The following is a 19,329-nucleotide window of genomic DNA, read 5'->3' as shown; positions in this document are numbered from 1 at the left end:
GATGCTTCCTTCGTGCGCGTTCTTGAATAAGGGGCGCAGTGTATCAAATTGCCTGCCCCATCAGCCAGTCCAGCAGCGCCTGCACTCTCGCCGGCAGTGGCCGGGCGGCATGCACGAGGTAATACGCCTGTGGGCTGGCCAGCGCAAACCCGCCAAACGGCAAGACCAGCTGGCCGCTGTCGACCCACGGCTGCACCAGCTGGCGCCGGCCCATGGCCACGCCCGCGTGGTGGATGGCGGCCTGCGCGCACAGGTCGGCGCGGTCGAAACGCAGGCTGCGCGCGGGCAGACTCACCTCTGGCACCTGCCCGTCCAGCCACAGTCGCCACTCGGCATCGGGCGCGCAGGCGGGCCAGGCCAGCGTGTCGTGCAGCAGCGTCGCGCCTGACAAATTGTGTGGCATCTCCAGCAAGCCGTGGTCGCGTGCATATTGCCGGCTGCAGACGGGCGCCAGCCATTCATCCATCAGCTTGCGCGAGGCCAGGCCGGGAAAGTTGCCATCGCCATAGTGCAAGGCCAGCTCGACCTGGCCGGCGCGAAAGTCCACGCTATCATTGCCTACGCGCAAATCGATCGACACGTCCGGATACTGCGCAGCGAAGCCTGCCAGGCGCGGCACCAGCCAGCATTGCGCCACCGAGGGCCGCGCATGTACGCTGACGCCGCCCGCCAGCGTGTCTCCAACGGCTATGGCCGCGTGCAAGCCATCCCAGCCAATTTGCAGGGCGGCGAAGATGCGTTCGCCGTCGGCCGTCAGCTTGACTTGCCGTGTCAATCGTTCGAACAGGCGCCGGCCCAGGCTCGACTCCAGCCGGGCGATGCGGTGGCTGACGGCGCTGGGCGTGAGCGCCAGTTCCTGCGCCGCCAGCGCGAAACTGGCGTGGCGCGCCGCCACGAGAAAAGTGTGCAGATTGGCGAACTGGCTGGCCGTCAGCGTAGCCCTGATCGGCGCGCCGGCCGGCATCAAACGGCTCCGGCTGCCAGCAGCGCGCGGCCACGCGCCACGTAGGCGGCCATTTCCGCCTCGGGAACCATGCTGCCGCCCGTGCCCCACACCAGGTGCGTGGCCGTATCCAGGTGCGGCTGATATTGCGGCGCGGCCAGCACGGGGGCGATGCCCGCGAAACCGGCCACGGCGGACGGTTCCAGGCGCAACTGCTCCGTTTGCTCCAGCATTGCCAGCAAACGGTACAGTTCTTCATCGCTGACGGTAGCGTAGCCGTCGATCAGCCGCTGCATGGCGCGCCCGACAAAGCCGGACGGGCGTCCCACGGCCAGGCCATCGGCGGCCGTGAGGTTGTCGATGCCGATTTCCTGCACGCTGATGCCATCATGCAAGCCCGTGTACACGCCCAGCAGCATGCATGGCGAATGGGTCGGCTCGACAAAGACGCAGTGGACATGGTCGCCAAAGGCCAGTTTCAGGCCGAAGGCCACGCCGCCTGGGCCGCCACCGACGCCGCACGGCAAGTACACGAACAAGGGATGATCCGCATCCACCTTGACGCCGTTTGCCTTGAACTGGGCTTGCAGGCGCTGGCCCGCCACCGCGTAGCCGAGAAACAGATCGTGCGAGTTTTCATCGTCGACGAAGTGGCAAGTGGGGTCGCTCTGCGCCTGCCTGCGCCCCGCTTCCACGGCCACGCTGTAGTCGGTCGCGTACTCGACCACCGTCACGCCGTGGCTGCGCAATGTGTCCTTCTTCCACTGCCGCGCATCAGCCGACATATGCACGGTGGCGCGAAAGCCCAGGCGCGCGCTCATGATGCCGATCGACAAGCCCAGATTGCCCGTAGAGCCGACGGCGATCGCATACTGGCCAAAGAAGGCCCGCACGGCGTCGCTGGCCAGCAGGCTGTAATCATCGCCCGCCTTCAGCAGACCGGCATCCAATGCCAGCATTTCCGCGTGTTTCAGCACTTCATAGATGCCGCCGCGCGCCTTGATCGAGCCGGAAATGGGCAAATGGCTGTCCTGCTTGAGCCACAGCTGACCGCTCGTCATGCCTGACGCCAAACCCAGCGCCGCCTGCATGGCCGGCAGCGGCACGACGGGCGACTCGATGACGCCGCCGCTGGCCTGCGTTTCCGGGAAAGCCTTGGCCAGATATGGGGCAAAACGCGCCAGGCGCGCGCCGGCGTCCGCCACGTCGTCCGCCGTCAAGCCCACGTCGTTCAAGGCCTCGGCCGCTGGCGCGATGCGGGGATTGAACCAGCTCAAGGGCTGCAAGGCCATCAGTTCTGTAATCAGGGGAAATTTTTCGCGCAGCGCGGCGATGGCGGGAGTGGGCAGCATGGCAACCTCGTCAAGGAACAAGCCATGATTAGACCGCATCCGGGCGCCGCTGGCAAAGGATGGTTGATCAGGCACTGCATGACGGCAAGTCATGTATGCCGTATTCATCTCCAGGCACTGACCTTGGCCCATAGCTAAATTTAATTCTTGAATGCACTATCGATTAAAGAAAAATTTCCACAAAGTCACAAAAATAAGTTATCTTTAAGGCAAATAAAAGGAGACATTTTTTCTCTTTTCTACTGAGGTAAAAATGCGCTCCAAGAATGAGAAGGTCACTGCTGTGGATATGGACATCGTCGACTGTGCAAGACAGGACGATTTGACGGCCCAAAAGGTCGAGGTCGGCATTATTTTTCAGGAAATGCTCGATACCGCCACGGCCGCCGCCTATCTGGCCAAGAACAAGGTGCCGATCGACACCGCGCTGCGCGTCCTGACGGGGGCACGGCGAAAAAAGAGTGGAGGCGGAAACTGAAGGCTTTGTGCCGGATTACCTGGGGGCTGGATACTCGAAGAAACATGCGCACATCGTCGCAAGCACATGGCTATCGCCGATGCTGTGTTTCCAGCAGGCGCCTTCCACCTCCCGCAGCGGCAGCTGAAAGGCGCCATGTCTGACCGCCAGCCTTAGAATGTCAGCTGCAGCCCCAGATCAATCGACCTGCCCTCGGCCGGCAAGGCTTGCAGCGTCCCGCCGTTCGATTTCAAGCCCGACAGGTACACGCCACCGAGCGGGTCCGCATATGCGCGGTTGAACAGGTTGCTCACGCCCGCGCTCAGGCTGGCCATCTTGCCCAGCGCTACACTGCTGCGCAGGTTGACGAGGGCATAGCCGCCCGTCTCGGGTTCGAAGCGGCGCGCATCGACCTTGTCCTTGCGGGCAACAATCTTCGTTTCGATGCGGCTGCTCCAGGCGCCCAGCTTGTGCTCGACGGCCAGCAAGGCGTTGAACGGCATCATGCGGTACAGGTCGCCGCCGTCGCTGCGCTTGCCCCGCGTGTATGCCGCGTTGCCCATGGCCATGAAGCGCCCCCAGCGCGCGCTGCGCACCAAAGGCAACTGCCACGCCAGATTGGCGCCATACAGCTTGGCGTCGTGGTTGGCAAAGCGCAGCAAGTTGCCGTTCGCGCCCATTTTCATGTACGGGTGGAAAGGCGCCAGCACATCGACATCGATGTAATTGTCGACCTTGCTGTAGTAGGGATTGACGCGCACGAACCAGCCCTCCTCGCCGCCGCCATGCCAGTCGGCCGTGAAGGCCGCCGTGTAAGCCGTCTCGGGTTTCAAGTCGATATCGCCCACATAGCCGTTGCCGTCGCCAAACCAGTTGGTCATGGTCATGGCCATCGAGCCGCGGCCCCACGAATAGCGCTCGTACAGGTTGGGCGAACGCACCTTGCGCGCCAGCGCAAATTCATAGCTGCTGGCCGCATCCGGCGTGAAGGTCGCTTGCGCCGAGGCATCGATGTTCGTGTCGCGCTGGTTGCGGCTGCGCGCATTGAAGGTCCTGGCGGCCATCAGGTCCGGCATGTTCATCATGTTGGTGCCGTACGATTGCACGTCGCCCGTCTCCATGCGCACGGATTCGCCGCGCACGCCCAGCACGCTCGTCCAGCGCGCATCATGGCGCGTTTCCAGCTCGCCAAACAGCACCATGCGGTCGCGCTTGCCGTCATTGATGTTCAGATAGGTGCGCGGCCCCATCATCATGGAACCGGGCACGGCCGGCCAGTAATCGTCGAGACGGAAACCATGCCACTCCTGGCCCAGGCGCAACTCGCCCACGGCGGTCGGCAAGCTGGCCATCAGCGCATAGCCCGTATTGCGTCCATTCGTAATCATCGGCATCGAGCCCTTCCGCTCGCTGCTGAAGAAGCCCATCTCGTGGTCCGTCTGTTGCCAGTAGGCACGCGCGTCCAGCACGCCCCAGGCAAATGTGCCCTGATAAGCGAGATTGGCGAACTGGCCGTGGTTGTCCGTCATGTCCATGTACTGGTTCGGAAAACCCTGGTACGGGATGTGCTGCACGCCGGCGCGCAGGGTCAGCTGCTGGCCATCGCGCCTGGCCGCCAGCACGATGGACTGGTTGATGCTTTCAACCATGCTGGCCAGCACCTTGTTGCCATGGCCATCTTCATAGCTGTGGCCCCGCGTGTAGGCGCCGCTGTAGCCGACGCTCAAGGTGTCGCTGGCGGCCGAGGCGTTCACGCTGGTCGCCACGCTGTTGTTGACGCTGCGTCCCGAGACGGCAAAGCTGCCTTGCGTCAGCAAGCCCGCGCCGGGCTGGGCAAACACGGGCGCGTTCGATTGCACCTCGATGGTGCCGCCGATGCTGTCGCCGCCCGCGCTGACTTGTGTCACGCCCGCGATCAGCTTGATGCGCTGCACTTGTTGCGGATCAATATAGGACAGCGGCGCATTCATGTGATTGGCGCAGGCCGATGTCAGTTCCATGCCGTCGATGCGAATCTTGATGCGGTCATCGGCAAAACCGTTCACTACCGGCAAGCCGGACACGCCGCCACCGGCCGCCACGCTGTAGCCGGGCGTGCTGCTGAGCATCAGTGCCGTGTCGGCGGCGGGCCGGTAGCCTTGCTTGAGGCCCGCGACGATGACTTTCATCTCGGGTAAAACCTCTTCACTACGGGTTTGCGCCACGGCGGGCATGGCGATGGCGAGGGAAATCAATAACGGTAAATGTTTCATGGTGCTGCTTTCAGATTCTGTATGGGTAAGACGAACGGACGCCAGCGCAGCACAGTGACGCGCGGCGCAAGGCCGTTCAGGCAAAGGGACAGATCAGAAAGTGACGGGCGGCCCGCGTGGCTGGACGGGCGTCCAGGCGAACAGCGGCGTGGCGGATTGGTAGAACAGCAGCGGCAGCAAGCCCGTGAGGATTTCTCCGGAAGCGAGCACGAGGGTCGTTGGGGGAATATCGAGGGTGGCCGCATGCATGCTGCAGCACGGGCAATCGCCCATGCGCATGCTGCCCTTGGAGGTATCGGGCGCGTCCGTGGCGAGTGTTGCCGGCAGCATGGTCATGCCGCCCGCCACCGAACAGATTTCCAGGCTGGGCACGGCCAGGCCGCTGGCGACCGTCAGCGCGCGCGACACCGTAGGGGCGAGCGCGGCCAGGAAGATGGCGATACACGCGATCCACAGGACGATGCCGGCCTTGCCTTTGCTGATGAACATGGCAACATTGTATCAGGGCAAGCACCCTGCGCACAGGGCGCAGGTCAAACCTGACTTACAACGCCTGACAAAACCGTAGCGAGCGGAAGGAAGGCTCGGCGCCCCCGTTGGCTCAAGAAGCGCAACTGTACGAAGGTACGGGGGCGCCGAGCCAGTGAGCATCGCAGGCCGCAAATTACGACGCGCAGTAGGTTTTGATAGGCGTTCTTACAAATCCACCTTCATCGACAGCTTGATGGCGCGCGGCGCGCCGGAAGCCAGGCGCGTGCCGGCGCCAGCCCAATAGCGCTTGTCGGCCGCATTTTCCACGTTCAGCTGCCACACGACGGCCTTGTCCAGCACCCGGCTCGCATAGCGGGCGCCCGCGCTGAACAGGCTCACGCCGCCGAGGAAGGCCTGGTTCAGGTCGTTGACGGGACGGGCGCTGTAGTAATACGCGCCGCCGTTGACGGACAGGCCCGGCACGCCATCGAAGGCATAGGCGAGGAAGGCGCTGGCCGTGCGTTTCGACGCGTTTTCCGGCGCCTTGCCGTTGTAGTCGGCGTTGATGTGCGCAAAGCTTGGATCGAGGAACTGGGCCGACGTCTGCCACGTCAGCTGGCGCGTCAGCGTCCCCTGCGTCGACAGTTCCAGGCCGCGGTAGCGCTGCTCGCCCTCCGACGTGAACACATTGCTGGCGTTGGTGTAATAGCCGGGGCGCGTGATGTCGAACAGCGCGGCGGAGAGCAAGGTGCCGCCCGGCGTCAGCCAGCGCGCGCCCAATTCTTTCTGCTTGCTCACACCTGGCGCCATCTTGACGCCCTGGTTGAGCGTGCCCGTCGGGCCCGTTTCGCCCTCTTCCAGCCCCCGCGCCGTGGATGCGTAGAACGACAGCTCGGGCGTGGCCTTGTAGATCAATGCCGCCATCGGCGTGGTCTTGCTGACGTCGTAGTGGCTGGCGCCCTGGTCGCTCTGGTAACTGCTGCGGCGCACGCCGAGGACGCTTTGCCATTGCGGGCTGAAGACCATGCGGTCGAGCGCATACAGGCCCGTGTCGCGCGTGTCGAGCGCGGCCGTCGTGGGCGTGCTCGGCTTGGGACCGAACACGACATTCGTCACAGGCACAGGGTTGTACAGGTTTTGCGAGGCAATCGTATAGTTGCTCTGATAAATAGCATCTTGCGACTTGTCCGTGCGCGACGCGCCCAGGGTCAGTTCGTGGGCGATGAAACCCGTGTTGAAATTGCCGGCCAGTTCCGCGCGCAGCAAGTCCGACGCCATCACGCTGTGCTGGATATTGCCCGTGATGCGGCCCGCGCCCGTGGCCAGCGCGGCCGCGTTGTTCAGGCGAAAGATGGCCAGGCGGCGGTCGCGCGCCGTTTCCGCGTGGCCCGCTTCCAGCGTCAAGGCCCAGCCATCCGCGATGGCGTAGTCGGCGCGCAATTGCGCGTTTTTCGTTTGCGCTTCGAAAGCCGACCAGTCGGGGCCGATCAGCTGGCGCGGATCGACGGCGCGCGGCAGGCTGATCACGCCTTTCACGGCGGTGGGCAAGGCCACGCCCGCCTGCTCCGTCACCCGGCGGCGCTCGTACTCCAGGTCCGCCTTCAGCAGCAGTTTGTTCGTCACACGCCAGTCGAGCGCCGTGGAGAGGAAGCGGCGGTTGCCGTTGCCCACGTTATCGAGATAGGAACCCAGGGTGCCGCCGGCCGCGTTCACGCGCACGCCGAACTCCTGCTGCGCGCCGAAGCGGCGGCCCAGGTCGACGTTCGCAACAAAACTGCCACGGTCGTCGAGACTCAAGCCCATGCTGCTGACAGGCTGGCTGCCGGCCCGCTTGGTGACGAAATTGACGACGCCAGCCGGCGAAGTAAAACCGTAGTACAGGGCCGAGGCGCCCTTCAGCACTTCCACCCGCTCCTTGTTTTCCATGGGCACTTGCGAAAAGTTCATGATGGGCATGGAACCGTTGAGCCGGTAATTCGTGCGGTTTTCCACGGCGATGCCGCGTATCACCAATTGATCCCACGTTTCGCCGCCGTTTTGCTGGCGCGTCACGCCGGCCGTATTGCGCACGGCATCGTACAGGCCGGACACGGCTTGCTGCTCCAGCAATTCGCGCGTGATCACGTTGACGGTCGACGGCACGTCCATGATGCTGGCGCCACGAAAGCTGCCCGCCTCCGTGGTGAGCGGCACCAGACCTTGCGCGCGCGCGCCCGTTACCTGCACGGCTTGCATGACTTTCTCATCGCCAGCCGTCAGGTCGTCCTGGCCACCGGCCGCATTGACCGCCAGCGCGGCGTGGGAAGCGAAGGCCAGCGACAGGGCTGCGGCGACGGGAAGCAAGCGGGTGCGGGGAGAGACGACAGGCATGAATTCAGGCTTTCAATATGTGCAGATGGGAACTTACGGTTAGCGGCCATGATACCGGTAATGAGAATCATTATCAAGAAAAAGTGACTTTGTGAGAGTTTTGCAGAAGAAACAAGGTCACCGGGGCGCCTGTTATCACTTGAACACGTTTGGATTTTGCAGACGAGGCCGCAAAGAGGCATACTGACAGTCACGGCGCGCACAGTGCGCCGCCCAACAAGATATTAAAGGTCAGTTCGTGAACACAATCGACAACAAAAGCGTGCAGACGAAAACATTTCGCTGGAAACGCTGGCAGCGCTGGGCCGTTGGCACAGGCTGCGCCCTGGCCGCCTACAGCGCGGCCGGCTTCTGGCTGGTGCCCTACGTCATCAAGCACCAGCTACCCAAATTTGCTGAAAAGGAACTGGCGCGCCAGGCCAGCATCGCCGACGTGCGCTTCAACCCGTTTACCCTGCGCCTGGAAGCGGACCAGATCGCTTTCAAGGAAGCGGCCAGCGCGGATGGCAAGAGCGGTGCGCCGTTGCTGTCGATCGGCGCCCTGGCCGTGCAGCTGGAATGGAAATCCATCGTGCGCCGCGCCTGGAGCCTGGCGGAAATCCGCATCACGGCGCCGCAGGCGCAGCTGACGATCACGCCGGACGGCAAGTTCAACCTGGCTGAAGTGCTGGCCACCTGGCAACGCAAGCACCCGGAAAAGAGCGACGGCGGCATGCCGCGCCTCGTCATTGCCCACTTTGCGCTGGAACAAGGCAAAGTGGATTGGCAAGACCAGAAAGCGGGCTATGCGGACAACTTCACGCCGATCAACTTTACGCTCGACAATATCTCGACCCTGCCCGACGCCAACGGCAGCTACAGCCTCAGCGCGGACGCGGCGCGCGGCGGCAAGCTGCACTGGCGCGGCACGGCCTCGCTCAGCCCCATCCGTGGCGAAGGCGAACTGATACTGAACGACGCGTCCCTGCCCGGCCTGGCCGCCTATCTGAAAGCGTATACGCGCGCCACGGTGACGAGTGGCAAGTTGTCGGCGCGCCTGCCCTACGCCTTTTCCTATGCCGACGGCACGCTGCAAGCCACGGTCACAGGCGCGGGCCTGGCCTTGCGCGACCTGGCGCTGGGGCAAGATGGCAAAGATGCACCGTTTACCTCGCTAGACACGCTGGGCATCGCCGGCGTGAACGTGGACCTGGCGCGCCAGAGCGTCACGGTGGAAAAAATCAATCTGTACGGCGGCAAGGTGGCCGTGCGCCGCGACAGCCGCGGCGAGATCGACGTGGCGAACCTGATGCTGCCGGGCAAGCCCGCACCGGCAGCACCGGCAGCATCCGCACCAGCCAAGCCTGGCAAGTGGAAAGTGGACTTGCATCAGCTGGCGCTGGCCAATGTGGACGTGTCCGCCATCGATGAAACCGTCTCGCCGGCTTTGCAACTGAGCGCGAAACAGTTGCAACTGCAGCTGCAACTGGGCTTGCAGCAAGGTCCAGCGGGCATGGCCACCGTGATCGACGGCACGCATTTCAGCCTGGCGGACCTGGCCATGCAGCGGGGTGTGCAAACGCCGTTCAAGCTGGCCCAATTGGGATTTACAGACGGCAAGATCGACCTGGCGGCGCATACCGTGCACCTGGGCGCCGTGACGGCCAGCGGCGCGCAGATCGACCTGGCGCGCAACCGCCAGGGAGAGTTTGCGATTGCGCAAAAGCTGCCCGTGTTTGCCTCCAACAAGGCCGACACGGCCAGGGAAGCACCTTCCGCGCCCTGGTCCACCAAGATAGACAAGGTGGAGCTGAGCAAGTTCGACGCCCGTTTCGACGATGCGGGCACTGGCATCAAGGGCAATCTGCAGGATGCCAGATTGTCCCTGCACGACGTCAGCAACGACATGAAACAGGCGCTGCCGTTCGAGCTGGGCGTGGGCCTGCGCGAAGGTGGACTATTGACGGCGAATGGCAAGTTCGTGCCGGGCACGGCCGCCGTCGATGCGCAGCTGAACTTGAAACAGCTGACCCTGGCCCCCGTGCAACCCTTGCTGGCGCAGCATGTGAAGCTGAAGCTGGCGGGCGGCACGCTCTCCGGCAGCGGCCGCCTGACGACGGGTGGCGGCGCGCCGAAAGCGCCCAAGGTACGCTATGAGGGCGGCGTGGATATCGCCGGCCTCGTGCTCAATGAAACGGATGGCAAGCGCTTCGCCTCGTGGAAAAGCGTGCGCGCCGACAAGCTGACGGCCAGCGTGGGTCCCGACTTCGTCGACATTCCCGAACTGCGCGTGGTGGAACCGAACGCCCAGCTGATCATCGAAAACGACCGCAGCCTGAACGCCCAGCGCTTGCTGGTCAAGGCGCCCGAGCCAGCTGCCGCACCAGCGACCACGGCGACGCCAACAACAGCCGACGCCGCCTTTCCCGTGCGCGTGCGCCGCGTGCGCCTGCAAAATGCCAAGCTGGACTTTGCCGACCTGAGCTTGCGGCCCCAGTTCGCCGCCAAGATCTATGAACTCAATGGCGTCGTCACGGGCCTGTCGACGAAGCGCGATGCGCGCAGCCAGATCGAACTCAATGGCCGCATCGACGAATTCGGCCTGGCCCGCGTGCGTGGCCAACTCAATCCGTTTGCGCCGACCGACAACACGGACTTGAACGTGGTCTTCAAGAATGTCGACATGGTCTCCGCCTCGCCGTACACGATGAAATTCGCCGGCTACAAGGTGGCTGAAGGCAAGATTTCGCTGGACTTGCAATACAAGGTGCGCAACCGACAGCTCGACGGCACCAACCAGATCGTGCTCGACAAGCTGACCTTGGGCGAGCGCATCGACAGTCCGGACGCCTTGAAGCTGCCCCTGGAACTGGCGCTGGCCATCCTCAAGGACTCGGATGGACGCATCGACCTGGGTTTGCCCGTGTCGGGCGACATGAACGACCCGCAATTCAGCTACGGCGCCCTGATCTGGAAAGCCGTGGGCAATGTGCTGACGAAGATCGTCACGGCACCGTTCCGCGCGCTGGGCAACTTGCTGGGCATCAGCGCCGACAAGCTCGAAGCCATCGATTTTGACCCGGGCAGCGCCGTGCTGCTGCCGCCCGAGCGGGAAAAGCTCAAGCAGGTGGCGCAAATCCTCGCCAAGCGCGAACAGCTGAAACTGGCCGTGCCAGGCCAGTACAGCGACACGGATGCGGCCGCCCTGCGCGCCCAGGCCGTGCGCCGCGCCGTCGCCGCCAAGGCCGGCATCAAGCTCGAAGCGGGCGAAGAACCGGGGCCGTTGAACCTGGGCGAACGCAAGATACGGGGCGCCCTGCGCGAGCTGTACGGCGAACGCTTCGGCAAGGCCGAGCTGGACAAGCAGAAGAAGGCGGCGGAGTCGGCTGCGCCTGCGGCGGCCGCCTCCACTCCGGCTCCGGCAAGAATCCCCGTCTTGCAACGCCTGGGCAAGCTGATCGAGGGAGAACCGCAAGTGGCCGACACGGGCGCTTTCTACAACGGCTTGCGTGAGCAGCTGGAAGCCAAGCAGCCCTTGCCTGCCGACGCCTTGAGCAAGCTGGGCACCCAGCGCAGCGCGGCCATCCTGGCAGCCCTGCAACAGGACGGCACGCCGGCGGCCAGGGTCAGCGCCGGCGCGCCGGAAAAAACGGAGGCTGCGCCGGGCAAGCTGGTGGGCTTGAAGCTGGGATTGGCGGCGCAATAAGAAAGGGCTGCCCCGGTCTGGCGGCAGCCCCTCGTTGGACAATGCGGGCTAACGCCCGCTAATCTGCCCGGCCCTTCCTACTTTTTCTTCTCTTGCGCTCCTTCCGGCAAGGCAAACGCCACCAGGCTATCGCCCATCTTCGTGCCCAGCGAACCGTGGCCGCCGGCCATCACCACCACATATTGCTTGCCCGTCTTGTCTGACACGTAACTCATTGGCGTGGCCTGGCCGCCGGCCGGCAGGCGGGCTTTCCACACGGTTTTGCCATTGCGCACGTCGTAGCCGCGGATGTAGTAGTCGAGCGTGCTGCTGAGGAAGGCCACGCCGCCGCCCGTGGTGCTGATGCCGCCCAGGCTCGGCACGCCCAGCGGCAAGGCGATGGGCACGGGAGCGCTGTCGCGCGTGGTGCCGTTCTTGTGCATCCACACTTTTTTCATGGTGCGCAAGTCGACGGCGGCGATATAGCCCCACGGAGGCGCCTGGCATGGGAAGCCCAGCGGCGACAGGAAGGGCTTGATTTCCACGGCAAACGGCACGCCCGTCTGCGGTTGCAAACCCATTTCCGAACCCGTGCCGCCCTTCGCATTGGCTTGCGCGCGCGGCACCAGCCGTTCCAGGAAGCCCATGTAGTCGGGGTTCACCAGCAGCAATTGCCGGCCCGGATCGACGGCCGCCCCGCCCCACTCGAAGATGCCGAGCGGGCCCGGCGAGATGATGGCGCCCTTGATCTTGCCTTCTGCCACCGTTTGCGGCGTGAACGGGCCTTCGTAGCGGTGCTGGCGGAAGATGATGCGGCACGCCAGCTGATCGAACGGCGTCGTGCCCCACATATCCGTTTCACTGATGTGTTTCTCGGGCAAGAAAGTGAGGGCCGAGAATGGCTGCGTGGGCGACAAACGGTCGCCGGGAGCCGCGTTGGCCGTCGGCACGGGTTTTTCCGGCGCCGGCACGACCAGGCTGCCATCGCGCCGGTCGATCACGTAGATATCGCCCCGCTTGGTCGTGGCGACCACGGACGGAACTCTGCCTTTTGGCGTGTCGATGTCGACCAGGGTGGGCTGGCCGCCGATATCCATGTCCCAGATATCGTGGTGCACGGTCTGATAGACCCAGCGCACCTTGCCCGTCGCCAGGTCCAGCGCGACGATGGCGCTATTGTATTTCTCGCCATGGGGATTGCGGTTGCCGCCCCACGTGTCGGGCGTTTCATTGCCCATCGGAATGTACACCATGCCCAGCTTTTCATCCACGCTGGACACGCCCCAGGAATTCGGTGAATTGTTGGTGTAGGTCTTGCCGTCGGCAATCGGCGCCGTGTCGTCGGGGTTCGAGGCATCCCAGTTCCACATCAGCTTGCCGGTCACGGGATGGTAGCCGCGGATCACGCCCGACGGCTCTTCCGTGGAAAAATTATCGGTCACGCTGGCAGCCATCACCACCACGTTTTGCGCCACGGCCGGCGGCGACGTCGGCATCAAAAAGCCCCGCTTCTTCATGCCCATGCCGTGGTACAGGCCAATCACGCCGTTTTCGCCAAAGCTCTTGCAGGCTGCCCCCGTATCGGCATTCACGGCGATCAGGGTTGCATCCATGGTGGGCGCCAGGATGCGGCGCGGGCATTCCATGCCGGCCGCTTCGGGGGCCGGGTCGCCCTTGGCGCGGCCCGCGTTGACGTCCCAGTACGCCACGCCACGGCAAATCATGTGCTGGTAGCTGGACGCGTCGCGGTTGATCTTCGGATCGTGGCGCCAGATCTCCTTGCCCGTGTCCGGGTCCAGCGCGATGACGATGCTATGCGGCGTGCACAGGTACAGCATGCCGTTCACTTTCAGGGGGGTGACTTCGTTGGCGATCTCGTGCGGGTCGTTCGGGCCCTTGAAGTCGCCCGTGTGGTACACCCACGCCTGTTTCAGCTGCGCGGCGTTGGCCGGCGTGATCTGCGCGGCCGGCGCGTAGCGGTCGCCATAGCCGGAGCGGCCATACGCGGCCCAGTCGTTGGGCGCCACGCCGGGCGCGAAATCGCCTTGCGGCGCGGCCGCCATGTTTTCGGCCGGCACTTCGCCGTGCAAGGTAGTGTAATCCTGGAACAGCGAGAACACGCCCACGGCGGCCGTCAGCACCACGGCGGCGGCCAGGGCGCTCTTGCCCGCGTCGCGCGGTTTCGCCCCGGCCGTCAACGGCGGATCGAGGCGGCGGTCAATGAACGGCAGCAGCAGCCAGACGGCGGCGGCGAACCAGATGTCGAGACGCGGCAGCAATTGCCACCAGTCGAACTTCACTTCGATGACGGACCAGATCAGGGTGGCGAACAGCAGCAGCGCAAGAAACAGCTGGGCGCTGCGCCGCCCCTTCCACACGAGCGCGCCCGCGATGAGCATGCCGATGCCGGCCACGACGTAATACCAGGAACCGCCCAGGCTGACGAGCCAGGCGCCGCCGCCGGCAAGCGCCAGGCCCAGCAAGATGAAGATGACTGCGGTGATGACAAGCAAGGGTCCAGGCCGGGCAGAGGCAGTCATGATGCTCCTTTACAAGAGTCAGTCGGCGGCACGCGCCTGCGCACCGTAGTTGATGGCGGTCAAGGAAATTGCATTTTTTCACTAATTGGCAAAGCGTGCCACACGCCAGAACGTCCGCTACATGCCGTGTGGCTTTTTATACACGACCTGCCCGCCCAGCCCGCCACAATCATACGGCTTTTGATAAAGAACATTAAATAAAATAAATAAACAACAAATTTCTCGAATAAAACAAATTATTGTCGTAGAATGAAAAAAACATCCAAGCCAAGCATTTTAGATCCGCCATCACGCCGAATCACTTGCATAGACCGCACTGGAGCATTGCCATGAACGCCTTCCTCGCCATTCACCCATTCCTTCGCTGCGAAGACCTCACGCTGATGCGCCCGGCGCTGGCGCTGGCAGGCCTGCTGTTGCTGCTGGCCGCCCTGCTCTGGCGCCGCACCCGCTGGCGCCAGGCTGGCCACGCGGCGCCGGCCGATTTGCATGCGCTGCTGCAAGTGCGCAAGGCGGCCCCACCGGCCAAGGGAACCGGCAGCGCACCGCCGCCACCAGCACCCAAGGCGCCGGACACGCCGCCATTCGACGCGGCCCGCCTGGATGCGATGTTCGGCTATGACCGGCGCCTGCAGGGCGAGATTCTGGCCCTGTTCGTGGCAGAGACGCGCGACCGCCTGGCCGGCATCGCCCATGCGCTGCGCTGCGAGCGGGCCGCCCCGGCGCGCGTGCTGGCGCAGGAAATTCTCGACGGCAGCCACGCCATGGGCCTGCTCCCCTTGCAGGCGCTGGCACGCCAGGCCGTGCATGCGGGCTTTGGCAACGATATCGGCGCGCTGCGCCGCCTGCATGCGGAACTGCTGGTGGCGCTCGATGCGCTGTCGCAGGCGGTCACAGCCCTGCAAACGGCCGGCGTGGCGCAGGCCGATGACCACAGCGACATCGGGAGCCGGCCATGAGCGCGCACATCGACCTGGCGCGCCTGCTCGGCGGCGCTATCCTGCCTTCGCCCGCCGGGCGGTGCCACTGGCTGGCGGCCCTGTGCCAGCAGCGGGTATCGCTCGATGAGCTGGCGGAACAACTGGGCTGCGATCCGGCCCTGACCGGCAAGGTCATCGGCCTGGCGAATGCGTCCGTGCCACAGGGCGAGCGCAGGCATGCGGCAGTCAACGCGGCGATGCTGGCGGCCATCGGCTTGCCCGCCCTGCGCCAGGCATTCGCCAACCCGGTCCTGCCGGCGGCCACGTGCGCGCATTTCGACGCGCAGCGCTACTGGTCGCACTCGCTGGCCATGGCGTGCGCGGCCCGCGTGGCAGGCGACGCGCTGCAGCTGGCGCCGGCCGATGAGCTGTACAGTTGCGGCTTGCTGGCCAACTGCGGCCAACTGGCCCTGGCCACCTTGCATCCGCAGGAATATGGACAGTTGCTGGGCCAGCACGGCAACGCCGCCAGGGCCCGGCTGCTGTGCACCGAGTCGCGGCGCTTCGGCCACCACCAGCTGGCGCTGTCGGCCATGCTCATGCGCGGCTGGGGCATGCCGGACATCCTGTGCGACGCCGTACTCTGCCATGCCGCGCCGCCCGGTTTCGGACGGGCCGGGCGCATGACGGACCTGGCCTGGCTGCTGAACCTGGCCAGCAGCTTCGGCGACCTGATACTGCGCAACGGCGTGGGACCGCGCGGGCCGGCCCTGGCCGCCGCGCGGGTACTGGGCCTGGATGAGGAACGCATGGAAACCCTGCTACGCCACAGCAACGCCGAGTGGAGCGAATGGCGCGAGATACTGGAACCGCCAGCCCATGCCACCACTTGCCGCGCGCGCACGCGAGTCCGTCCCGCCGCTGCCCAGGTTTTTAGTGAATTCATCTAATTCGTTGAAATTGATTTTTTGAGCGCGATTGCGTATCATTCCCTTCAACTTCATCCGCGACTATAAAGCCCATCATGCACACTGCAGACGTTTGCACTACCCAAAAGGCCGCCGAAATCCTCGGCATCTCGGTCACATCGGTGCAACAACTGGTCGAGGCCGGCGTGATCGAAGCCTGGAAGACCAAGGGCGGCCACCGGCGCATTCCCCTTGCGGCCGTCGAGGCTTACAAGGGCAATCCCGGCCAGCCAGGCCAGGACCAGCGCGCGGCACGGGCCAGCCGCCCCGCCCCATCGGGCCGCCCGCCCTCCATCCTGGTGATCGAAGACAATCCGATCGAACGCGCGCTGTATGAAAAACAGATCGGCTCATGGGGCTTGCAGGCGGACCTGCGCTTCTGCGAGAACGGCTATCAGGCGCTGATGGAAATCGCCCGCGACCAGCCGGACATCCTGCTGGCCGACATCATCATGGAAGGCATCGACGGCTACGAGGTGATCCGCACTATCCTGGCCGACCCGCTGCTGGCGGACATGCATATCGCCATGCTGTCGAGCCTGACGCCGGAGGAACTGGAAGAACGGGGCGGCGTGCCCCCCGGCGTGGTGTTCTTTGCCAAGCCCGTCAATTACGACGAGCTGCGCGGCTATCTGCGCGCCTGCTGCGCCGGCCATGCGCGGCGCAACAGCCTGGCCGCCTGACCCGCCACCGCTTCCCTTCTCGCTCCGGAGCCGCCTTGCCAGCCTATCGCCACATCGATCCCGCCGTGCTGTTCCAGGCCACCGGCCACGACCTGGAGATGTTCCGCGCCCTGTCGCAGACCTACCTCGACACGGCGCCAGCCATGTTTGCGCGCGTCGAGCAGGCCGTGCGCGGCGGCGCGGCGCAAGCCATCGTGCATAGCTGCCATACCTTGCGCGGCACCGTGGCCCTGCTGGGCGCCAGCGCCCTCGTGGCGCGCCTGGCGGAACTCGAGCAGCTGGTGCGCCACCAGGGCGTGGCGGCAACCGGCTGGCTGGCCGAAACGGCGGTGCTGGTCGGCGCAGTGGAGCAGGAAGTACGCCGCAGCATGCTGGAATACACGGGCGCGCAGGCATGAGCACGCGCCAGGCCATCCTGCGCCTGGTGCACCGCTATCGGCCGCGCACCACGGCCGCTATCGTGGGTCTGGTGCTGGTGGGCCTGCTGGCGCTGCGCATCGTCGTCTCCGGCGTGCTGCTGCACCGCGAAGCCGTCGACGACTGGAAACAGGACCTGTCCAACCTGTCGCTGCTGCTGGCGGAAAACACGGCGCAGAGCATGACGGCGGCCAGCCTGGTACTCGACAGCGTCAGCAAGGAGATCGAGGCCGTCGCTCCCGCAGACGCGCAAGCGCTGGCCGCCGCCGTCGGCACCCAGGCCACGCAGCAGATGCTGCGGCACAAGATCGGCGGCGTGCCGCAAGTCGATGTGGTGTCCATCGTCGGCAGCGATGCCACGGTACTGGCCTTCAGCCGCGCCTTTCCCGCGCCGTCCATCCGCCTCGACGAGCGCGACTACTTCGAATATCACCGGCGCCACCCGCACGGCGGCATGCATGTCAGCGCGCCCGTGCAGAACAAGGGCAATGGCGCCTGGACCTTCTACATCAGCCGGCGCATCAGCGGGCCGGACGGCCACTTCCTGGGCGTGGTGCTGGTCGGCCTGTCGTGCGACTTCTTCAGCAAATTCTTCCAGAGCACCAGCATCGGCGAACACACGGCCTTTTCCCTGTATCGCAGCGACTACACGCTGCTGGCCCGCTGGCCGGCCGTGCCCGCCATGATGGGCAAGCGCAACCTGACAGGCAGCACCTACCGCCTGCTGGAACAGGGCAAGACTGACGGCGTGCTGCAGGTGGACACGCCGCGCGCGGCCGAGCAGGGACGCGCGGTCGATCGCCTGGCCGGCATACGGCTGGTGCGCGACTATCCGCTGGCCATCAACGTGACCGTGACGGACGAGGTCTACCTGGCGGGCTGGCGGCGCATGCTGCGCACCATGGGCGGTGCGGCCGTGGTCAGTCTGCTCGTGCTGGCCGGGGCCATCGCGCTGATTATGGCCCTGCTGCGGCGCCAGGAGCGCGACGCGGCCATGGCGCTGGCGCTGCAAACGCGCGCAGAAGCGGCGAATGCCGCCAAGTCGCGCTTCCTGGCCGTCATGAGCCACGAGATCCGCACGCCGATGGCCGGCATCGCCGGCATGGCCGAACTGCTGCAGGACACCGCGCTCGACACGTCGCAGCGGCAGCATGCGCAGCACATCGGCGATGGCGTGCAGCATCTGATGCGCATCCTGAACGACATCCTCGACCTGTCCAAGGTCGAGGCAGGCCAGATGGGCATCGAGCTGCGCGACTTCGACCCGCGCCTGCTGCTCGATGACGTGCTGGCGCTGCACCGCCCGCAAGCGGACGGCAAGCAGTTGCGCCTTGCCAGCGAAGTCGGCAACAGCTTGCCGCAGCTGATTTGCTCGGACCGCACGCGCCTCGCGCAAATCCTCGGCAACCTGCTCAGCAATGCCATCAAGTTCACTCCCTCCGGCAGCGTCACCGTGCGCCTGCAGCTGGAACCGGCCACGCCGGACGGCGCCAGCGCCTGCCTCGTCGCCATGGTCAGCGACCAGGGCATCGGCATGACGGGGCAGCAACTGAGCCGCATCTTCGAGCCGTTTTGCCAGGCCGACGACAGCATCAGCGGCGCCTACGGCGGCACGGGGCTGGGCCTGTCCATCTGCAAGCACCTGGTGACCCTGCTGGGCGGCGAGATTTTCTGCAGCAGCGCGCCTGGCGCCGGTTCCCGCTTCACCGTGCGCATCCCCTGCATGGCGGCCCAGGCGCCGGCACCAGAGATAGCGACGCCCTCCGCGCCTGCGCCTGCCCCGGCGCCGGCGCAGGCATCGGCACCAGGGGCGCGTATCCTGCTGGTCGAGGATACGGCGCTGAACCGCCAGCTGGTGTGCCTGCAGCTGGGCGGCCGCGGCTACAGCATCGACACGGCGGAGAACGGCGCGCTGGGCCTGCAAGCCCTGGCCGAACAGCAATACGACCTGGTCCTGATGGACTGCATGATGCCCGTCATGGACGGTTACCAGGCGTGCCAGGCCCTGCGCGCCCGCGAAGCGGCCAGCGGCGCGCCGCACCTGCCCGTCATCGCCCTCACGGCCGGCGCCACCGAAGATGACCGGCAGCGCTGCGCGGCGGCCGGCATGGACGATTATCTGTCCAAACCGTTCACGGCCGCCCAGCTGCGCGCGATGGTCGAGCGCTGGCTGGAACCAAATACAACACTTTCCACATAAAATCGATTTATTCGATAAAATCAATTATAGTTACTATAATTGATAAATCGACGCGCCGGCGCCCCCTGACGTCCGCCCATGGCGGCAGACCT

Annotated in this window: 13 protein-coding genes; 7 read left to right on the top strand and 6 right to left on the bottom strand. The window is 65.1% G+C overall.

Annotated features, from left to right (window positions below):
- Positions 1-43: 43 nt before the first annotated feature.
- Both dsdC and dsdA read right to left on the bottom strand, forming a co-directional pair.
- Positions 44-964, bottom strand: coding sequence for a DNA-binding transcriptional regulator DsdC (gene dsdC, locus AC54AF_RS00575; RefSeq protein WP_496634539.1), 921 nt, complete (start codon positions 962-964; stop codon positions 44-46).
- Positions 964-2,295: a D-serine ammonia-lyase gene (gene dsdA / locus AC54AF_RS00570; protein ID WP_496634538.1), complete on the bottom strand. Its 1,332-nt coding sequence runs from the start codon at positions 2,293-2,295 to the stop codon at positions 964-966. Before dsdA ends, dsdC begins: the two co-directional genes overlap by 1 nt.
- Before the next feature lie 253 nt (positions 2,296-2,548).
- On the opposite strand from dsdA, the gene AC54AF_RS00565 reads away from it, so the two are divergent.
- Entirely contained in the window at positions 2,549-2,773 is a 225-nt protein-coding gene (locus AC54AF_RS00565; RefSeq protein WP_496634537.1) for a hypothetical protein, read from the top strand.
- 152 nt (positions 2,774-2,925) lie between these two features.
- Here AC54AF_RS00565 and AC54AF_RS00560 read toward each other — a convergent pair whose 3' ends face one another.
- The 3 genes from AC54AF_RS00560 to AC54AF_RS00550 form a co-directional block, all read right to left on the bottom strand.
- Positions 2,926-5,004, bottom strand: coding sequence for a TonB-dependent receptor (locus AC54AF_RS00560; protein WP_496634535.1), 2,079 nt, complete (start codon positions 5,002-5,004; stop codon positions 2,926-2,928).
- 93 nt (positions 5,005-5,097) lie between these two features.
- Positions 5,098-5,493 (bottom strand): DUF2946 domain-containing protein, encoded by a 396-nt coding sequence (locus AC54AF_RS00555; protein ID WP_496634533.1) that lies wholly within the window; start codon positions 5,491-5,493, stop codon positions 5,098-5,100.
- A gap of 207 nt (positions 5,494-5,700) precedes the next feature.
- Complete coding sequence (locus AC54AF_RS00550; protein ID WP_496634531.1) at positions 5,701-7,845, bottom strand: TonB-dependent siderophore receptor; 2,145 nt, start codon at positions 7,843-7,845, stop codon at positions 5,701-5,703.
- Positions 7,846-8,083: 238 nt separating this feature from the next.
- Between AC54AF_RS00550 and AC54AF_RS00545 the strand changes: the two genes are divergently transcribed.
- Positions 8,084-11,530 (top strand): DUF748 domain-containing protein, encoded by a 3,447-nt coding sequence (locus AC54AF_RS00545; protein WP_496634529.1) that lies wholly within the window; start codon positions 8,084-8,086, stop codon positions 11,528-11,530.
- Positions 11,531-11,607: 77 nt separating this feature from the next.
- On the opposite strand, the gene AC54AF_RS00540 is transcribed toward AC54AF_RS00545, so the two are convergent.
- Positions 11,608-14,049, bottom strand: a complete 2,442-nt coding sequence (locus AC54AF_RS00540; RefSeq protein WP_496634527.1) for a membrane-bound PQQ-dependent dehydrogenase, glucose/quinate/shikimate family — start codon at positions 14,047-14,049, stop codon at positions 11,608-11,610.
- 329 nt (positions 14,050-14,378) lie between these two features.
- Between AC54AF_RS00540 and AC54AF_RS00535 the strand changes: the two genes are divergently transcribed.
- The 5 genes from AC54AF_RS00535 (at position 14,379) to AC54AF_RS00515 (ending at position 19,237) form a co-directional block, all read left to right on the top strand.
- Positions 14,379-15,008, top strand: a complete 630-nt coding sequence (locus tag AC54AF_RS00535) for a hypothetical protein (protein WP_496634525.1) — start codon at positions 14,379-14,381, stop codon at positions 15,006-15,008.
- On the top strand, positions 15,005-15,919 hold the full coding sequence (locus AC54AF_RS00530) for an HDOD domain-containing protein (RefSeq protein WP_496634523.1): 915 nt from the start codon (positions 15,005-15,007) through the stop codon (positions 15,917-15,919). Before AC54AF_RS00535 ends, AC54AF_RS00530 begins: the two co-directional genes overlap by 4 nt.
- A 74-nt stretch (positions 15,920-15,993) precedes the next feature.
- Positions 15,994-16,620, top strand: coding sequence for a response regulator (locus AC54AF_RS00525; protein ID WP_131686156.1), 627 nt, complete (start codon positions 15,994-15,996; stop codon positions 16,618-16,620).
- A gap of 35 nt (positions 16,621-16,655) precedes the next feature.
- On the top strand, positions 16,656-17,018 hold the full coding sequence (locus AC54AF_RS00520; RefSeq protein ID WP_496634521.1) for an Hpt domain-containing protein: 363 nt from the start codon (positions 16,656-16,658) through the stop codon (positions 17,016-17,018).
- Positions 17,015-19,237 carry a hybrid sensor histidine kinase/response regulator gene (locus tag AC54AF_RS00515; RefSeq protein WP_496634520.1) on the top strand — a complete coding sequence of 741 codons (2,223 nt, stop codon included), beginning with the start codon at positions 17,015-17,017 and terminating at the stop codon, positions 19,235-19,237. Before AC54AF_RS00520 ends, AC54AF_RS00515 begins: the two co-directional genes overlap by 4 nt.
- Positions 19,238-19,329 lie beyond the last annotated feature (92 nt).

The organism is Janthinobacterium sp. JF4, assembly GCF_059617925.1.
The sequence above is the reverse complement of the archived record's forward strand: the minus strand, read 5'-3'. Positions and strand labels throughout refer to the sequence as shown.

What these genes read in the sequence shown, in the direction of transcription:
- dsdC (WP_496634539.1), bottom strand. Translation starts at nt 964, where the DNA reads ATGCCGGCCGGCGCGCCGATCAGGGCTACGCTGACGGCCAGCCAGTTC.
- dsdA (WP_496634538.1), bottom strand. Translation starts at nt 2,295, where the DNA reads ATGCTGCCCACTCCCGCCATCGCCGCGCTGCGCGAAAAATTTCCCCTG.
- AC54AF_RS00565 (WP_496634537.1), top strand. Translation starts at nt 2,549, where the DNA reads ATGCGCTCCAAGAATGAGAAGGTCACTGCTGTGGATATGGACATCGTC.
- AC54AF_RS00560 (WP_496634535.1), bottom strand. Translation starts at nt 5,004, where the DNA reads ATGAAACATTTACCGTTATTGATTTCCCTCGCCATCGCCATGCCCGCC.
- AC54AF_RS00555 (WP_496634533.1), bottom strand. Translation starts at nt 5,493, where the DNA reads ATGTTCATCAGCAAAGGCAAGGCCGGCATCGTCCTGTGGATCGCGTGT.
- AC54AF_RS00550 (WP_496634531.1), bottom strand. Translation starts at nt 7,845, where the DNA reads ATGCCTGTCGTCTCTCCCCGCACCCGCTTGCTTCCCGTCGCCGCAGCC.
- AC54AF_RS00540 (WP_496634527.1), bottom strand. Translation starts at nt 14,049, where the DNA reads ATGACTGCCTCTGCCCGGCCTGGACCCTTGCTTGTCATCACCGCAGTC.
- AC54AF_RS00535 (WP_496634525.1), top strand. Translation starts at nt 14,379, where the DNA reads ATGAACGCCTTCCTCGCCATTCACCCATTCCTTCGCTGCGAAGACCTC.
- AC54AF_RS00530 (WP_496634523.1), top strand. Translation starts at nt 15,005, where the DNA reads ATGAGCGCGCACATCGACCTGGCGCGCCTGCTCGGCGGCGCTATCCTG.
- AC54AF_RS00525 (WP_131686156.1), top strand. Translation starts at nt 15,994, where the DNA reads ATGCACACTGCAGACGTTTGCACTACCCAAAAGGCCGCCGAAATCCTC.
- AC54AF_RS00515 (WP_496634520.1), top strand. Translation starts at nt 17,015, where the DNA reads ATGAGCACGCGCCAGGCCATCCTGCGCCTGGTGCACCGCTATCGGCCG.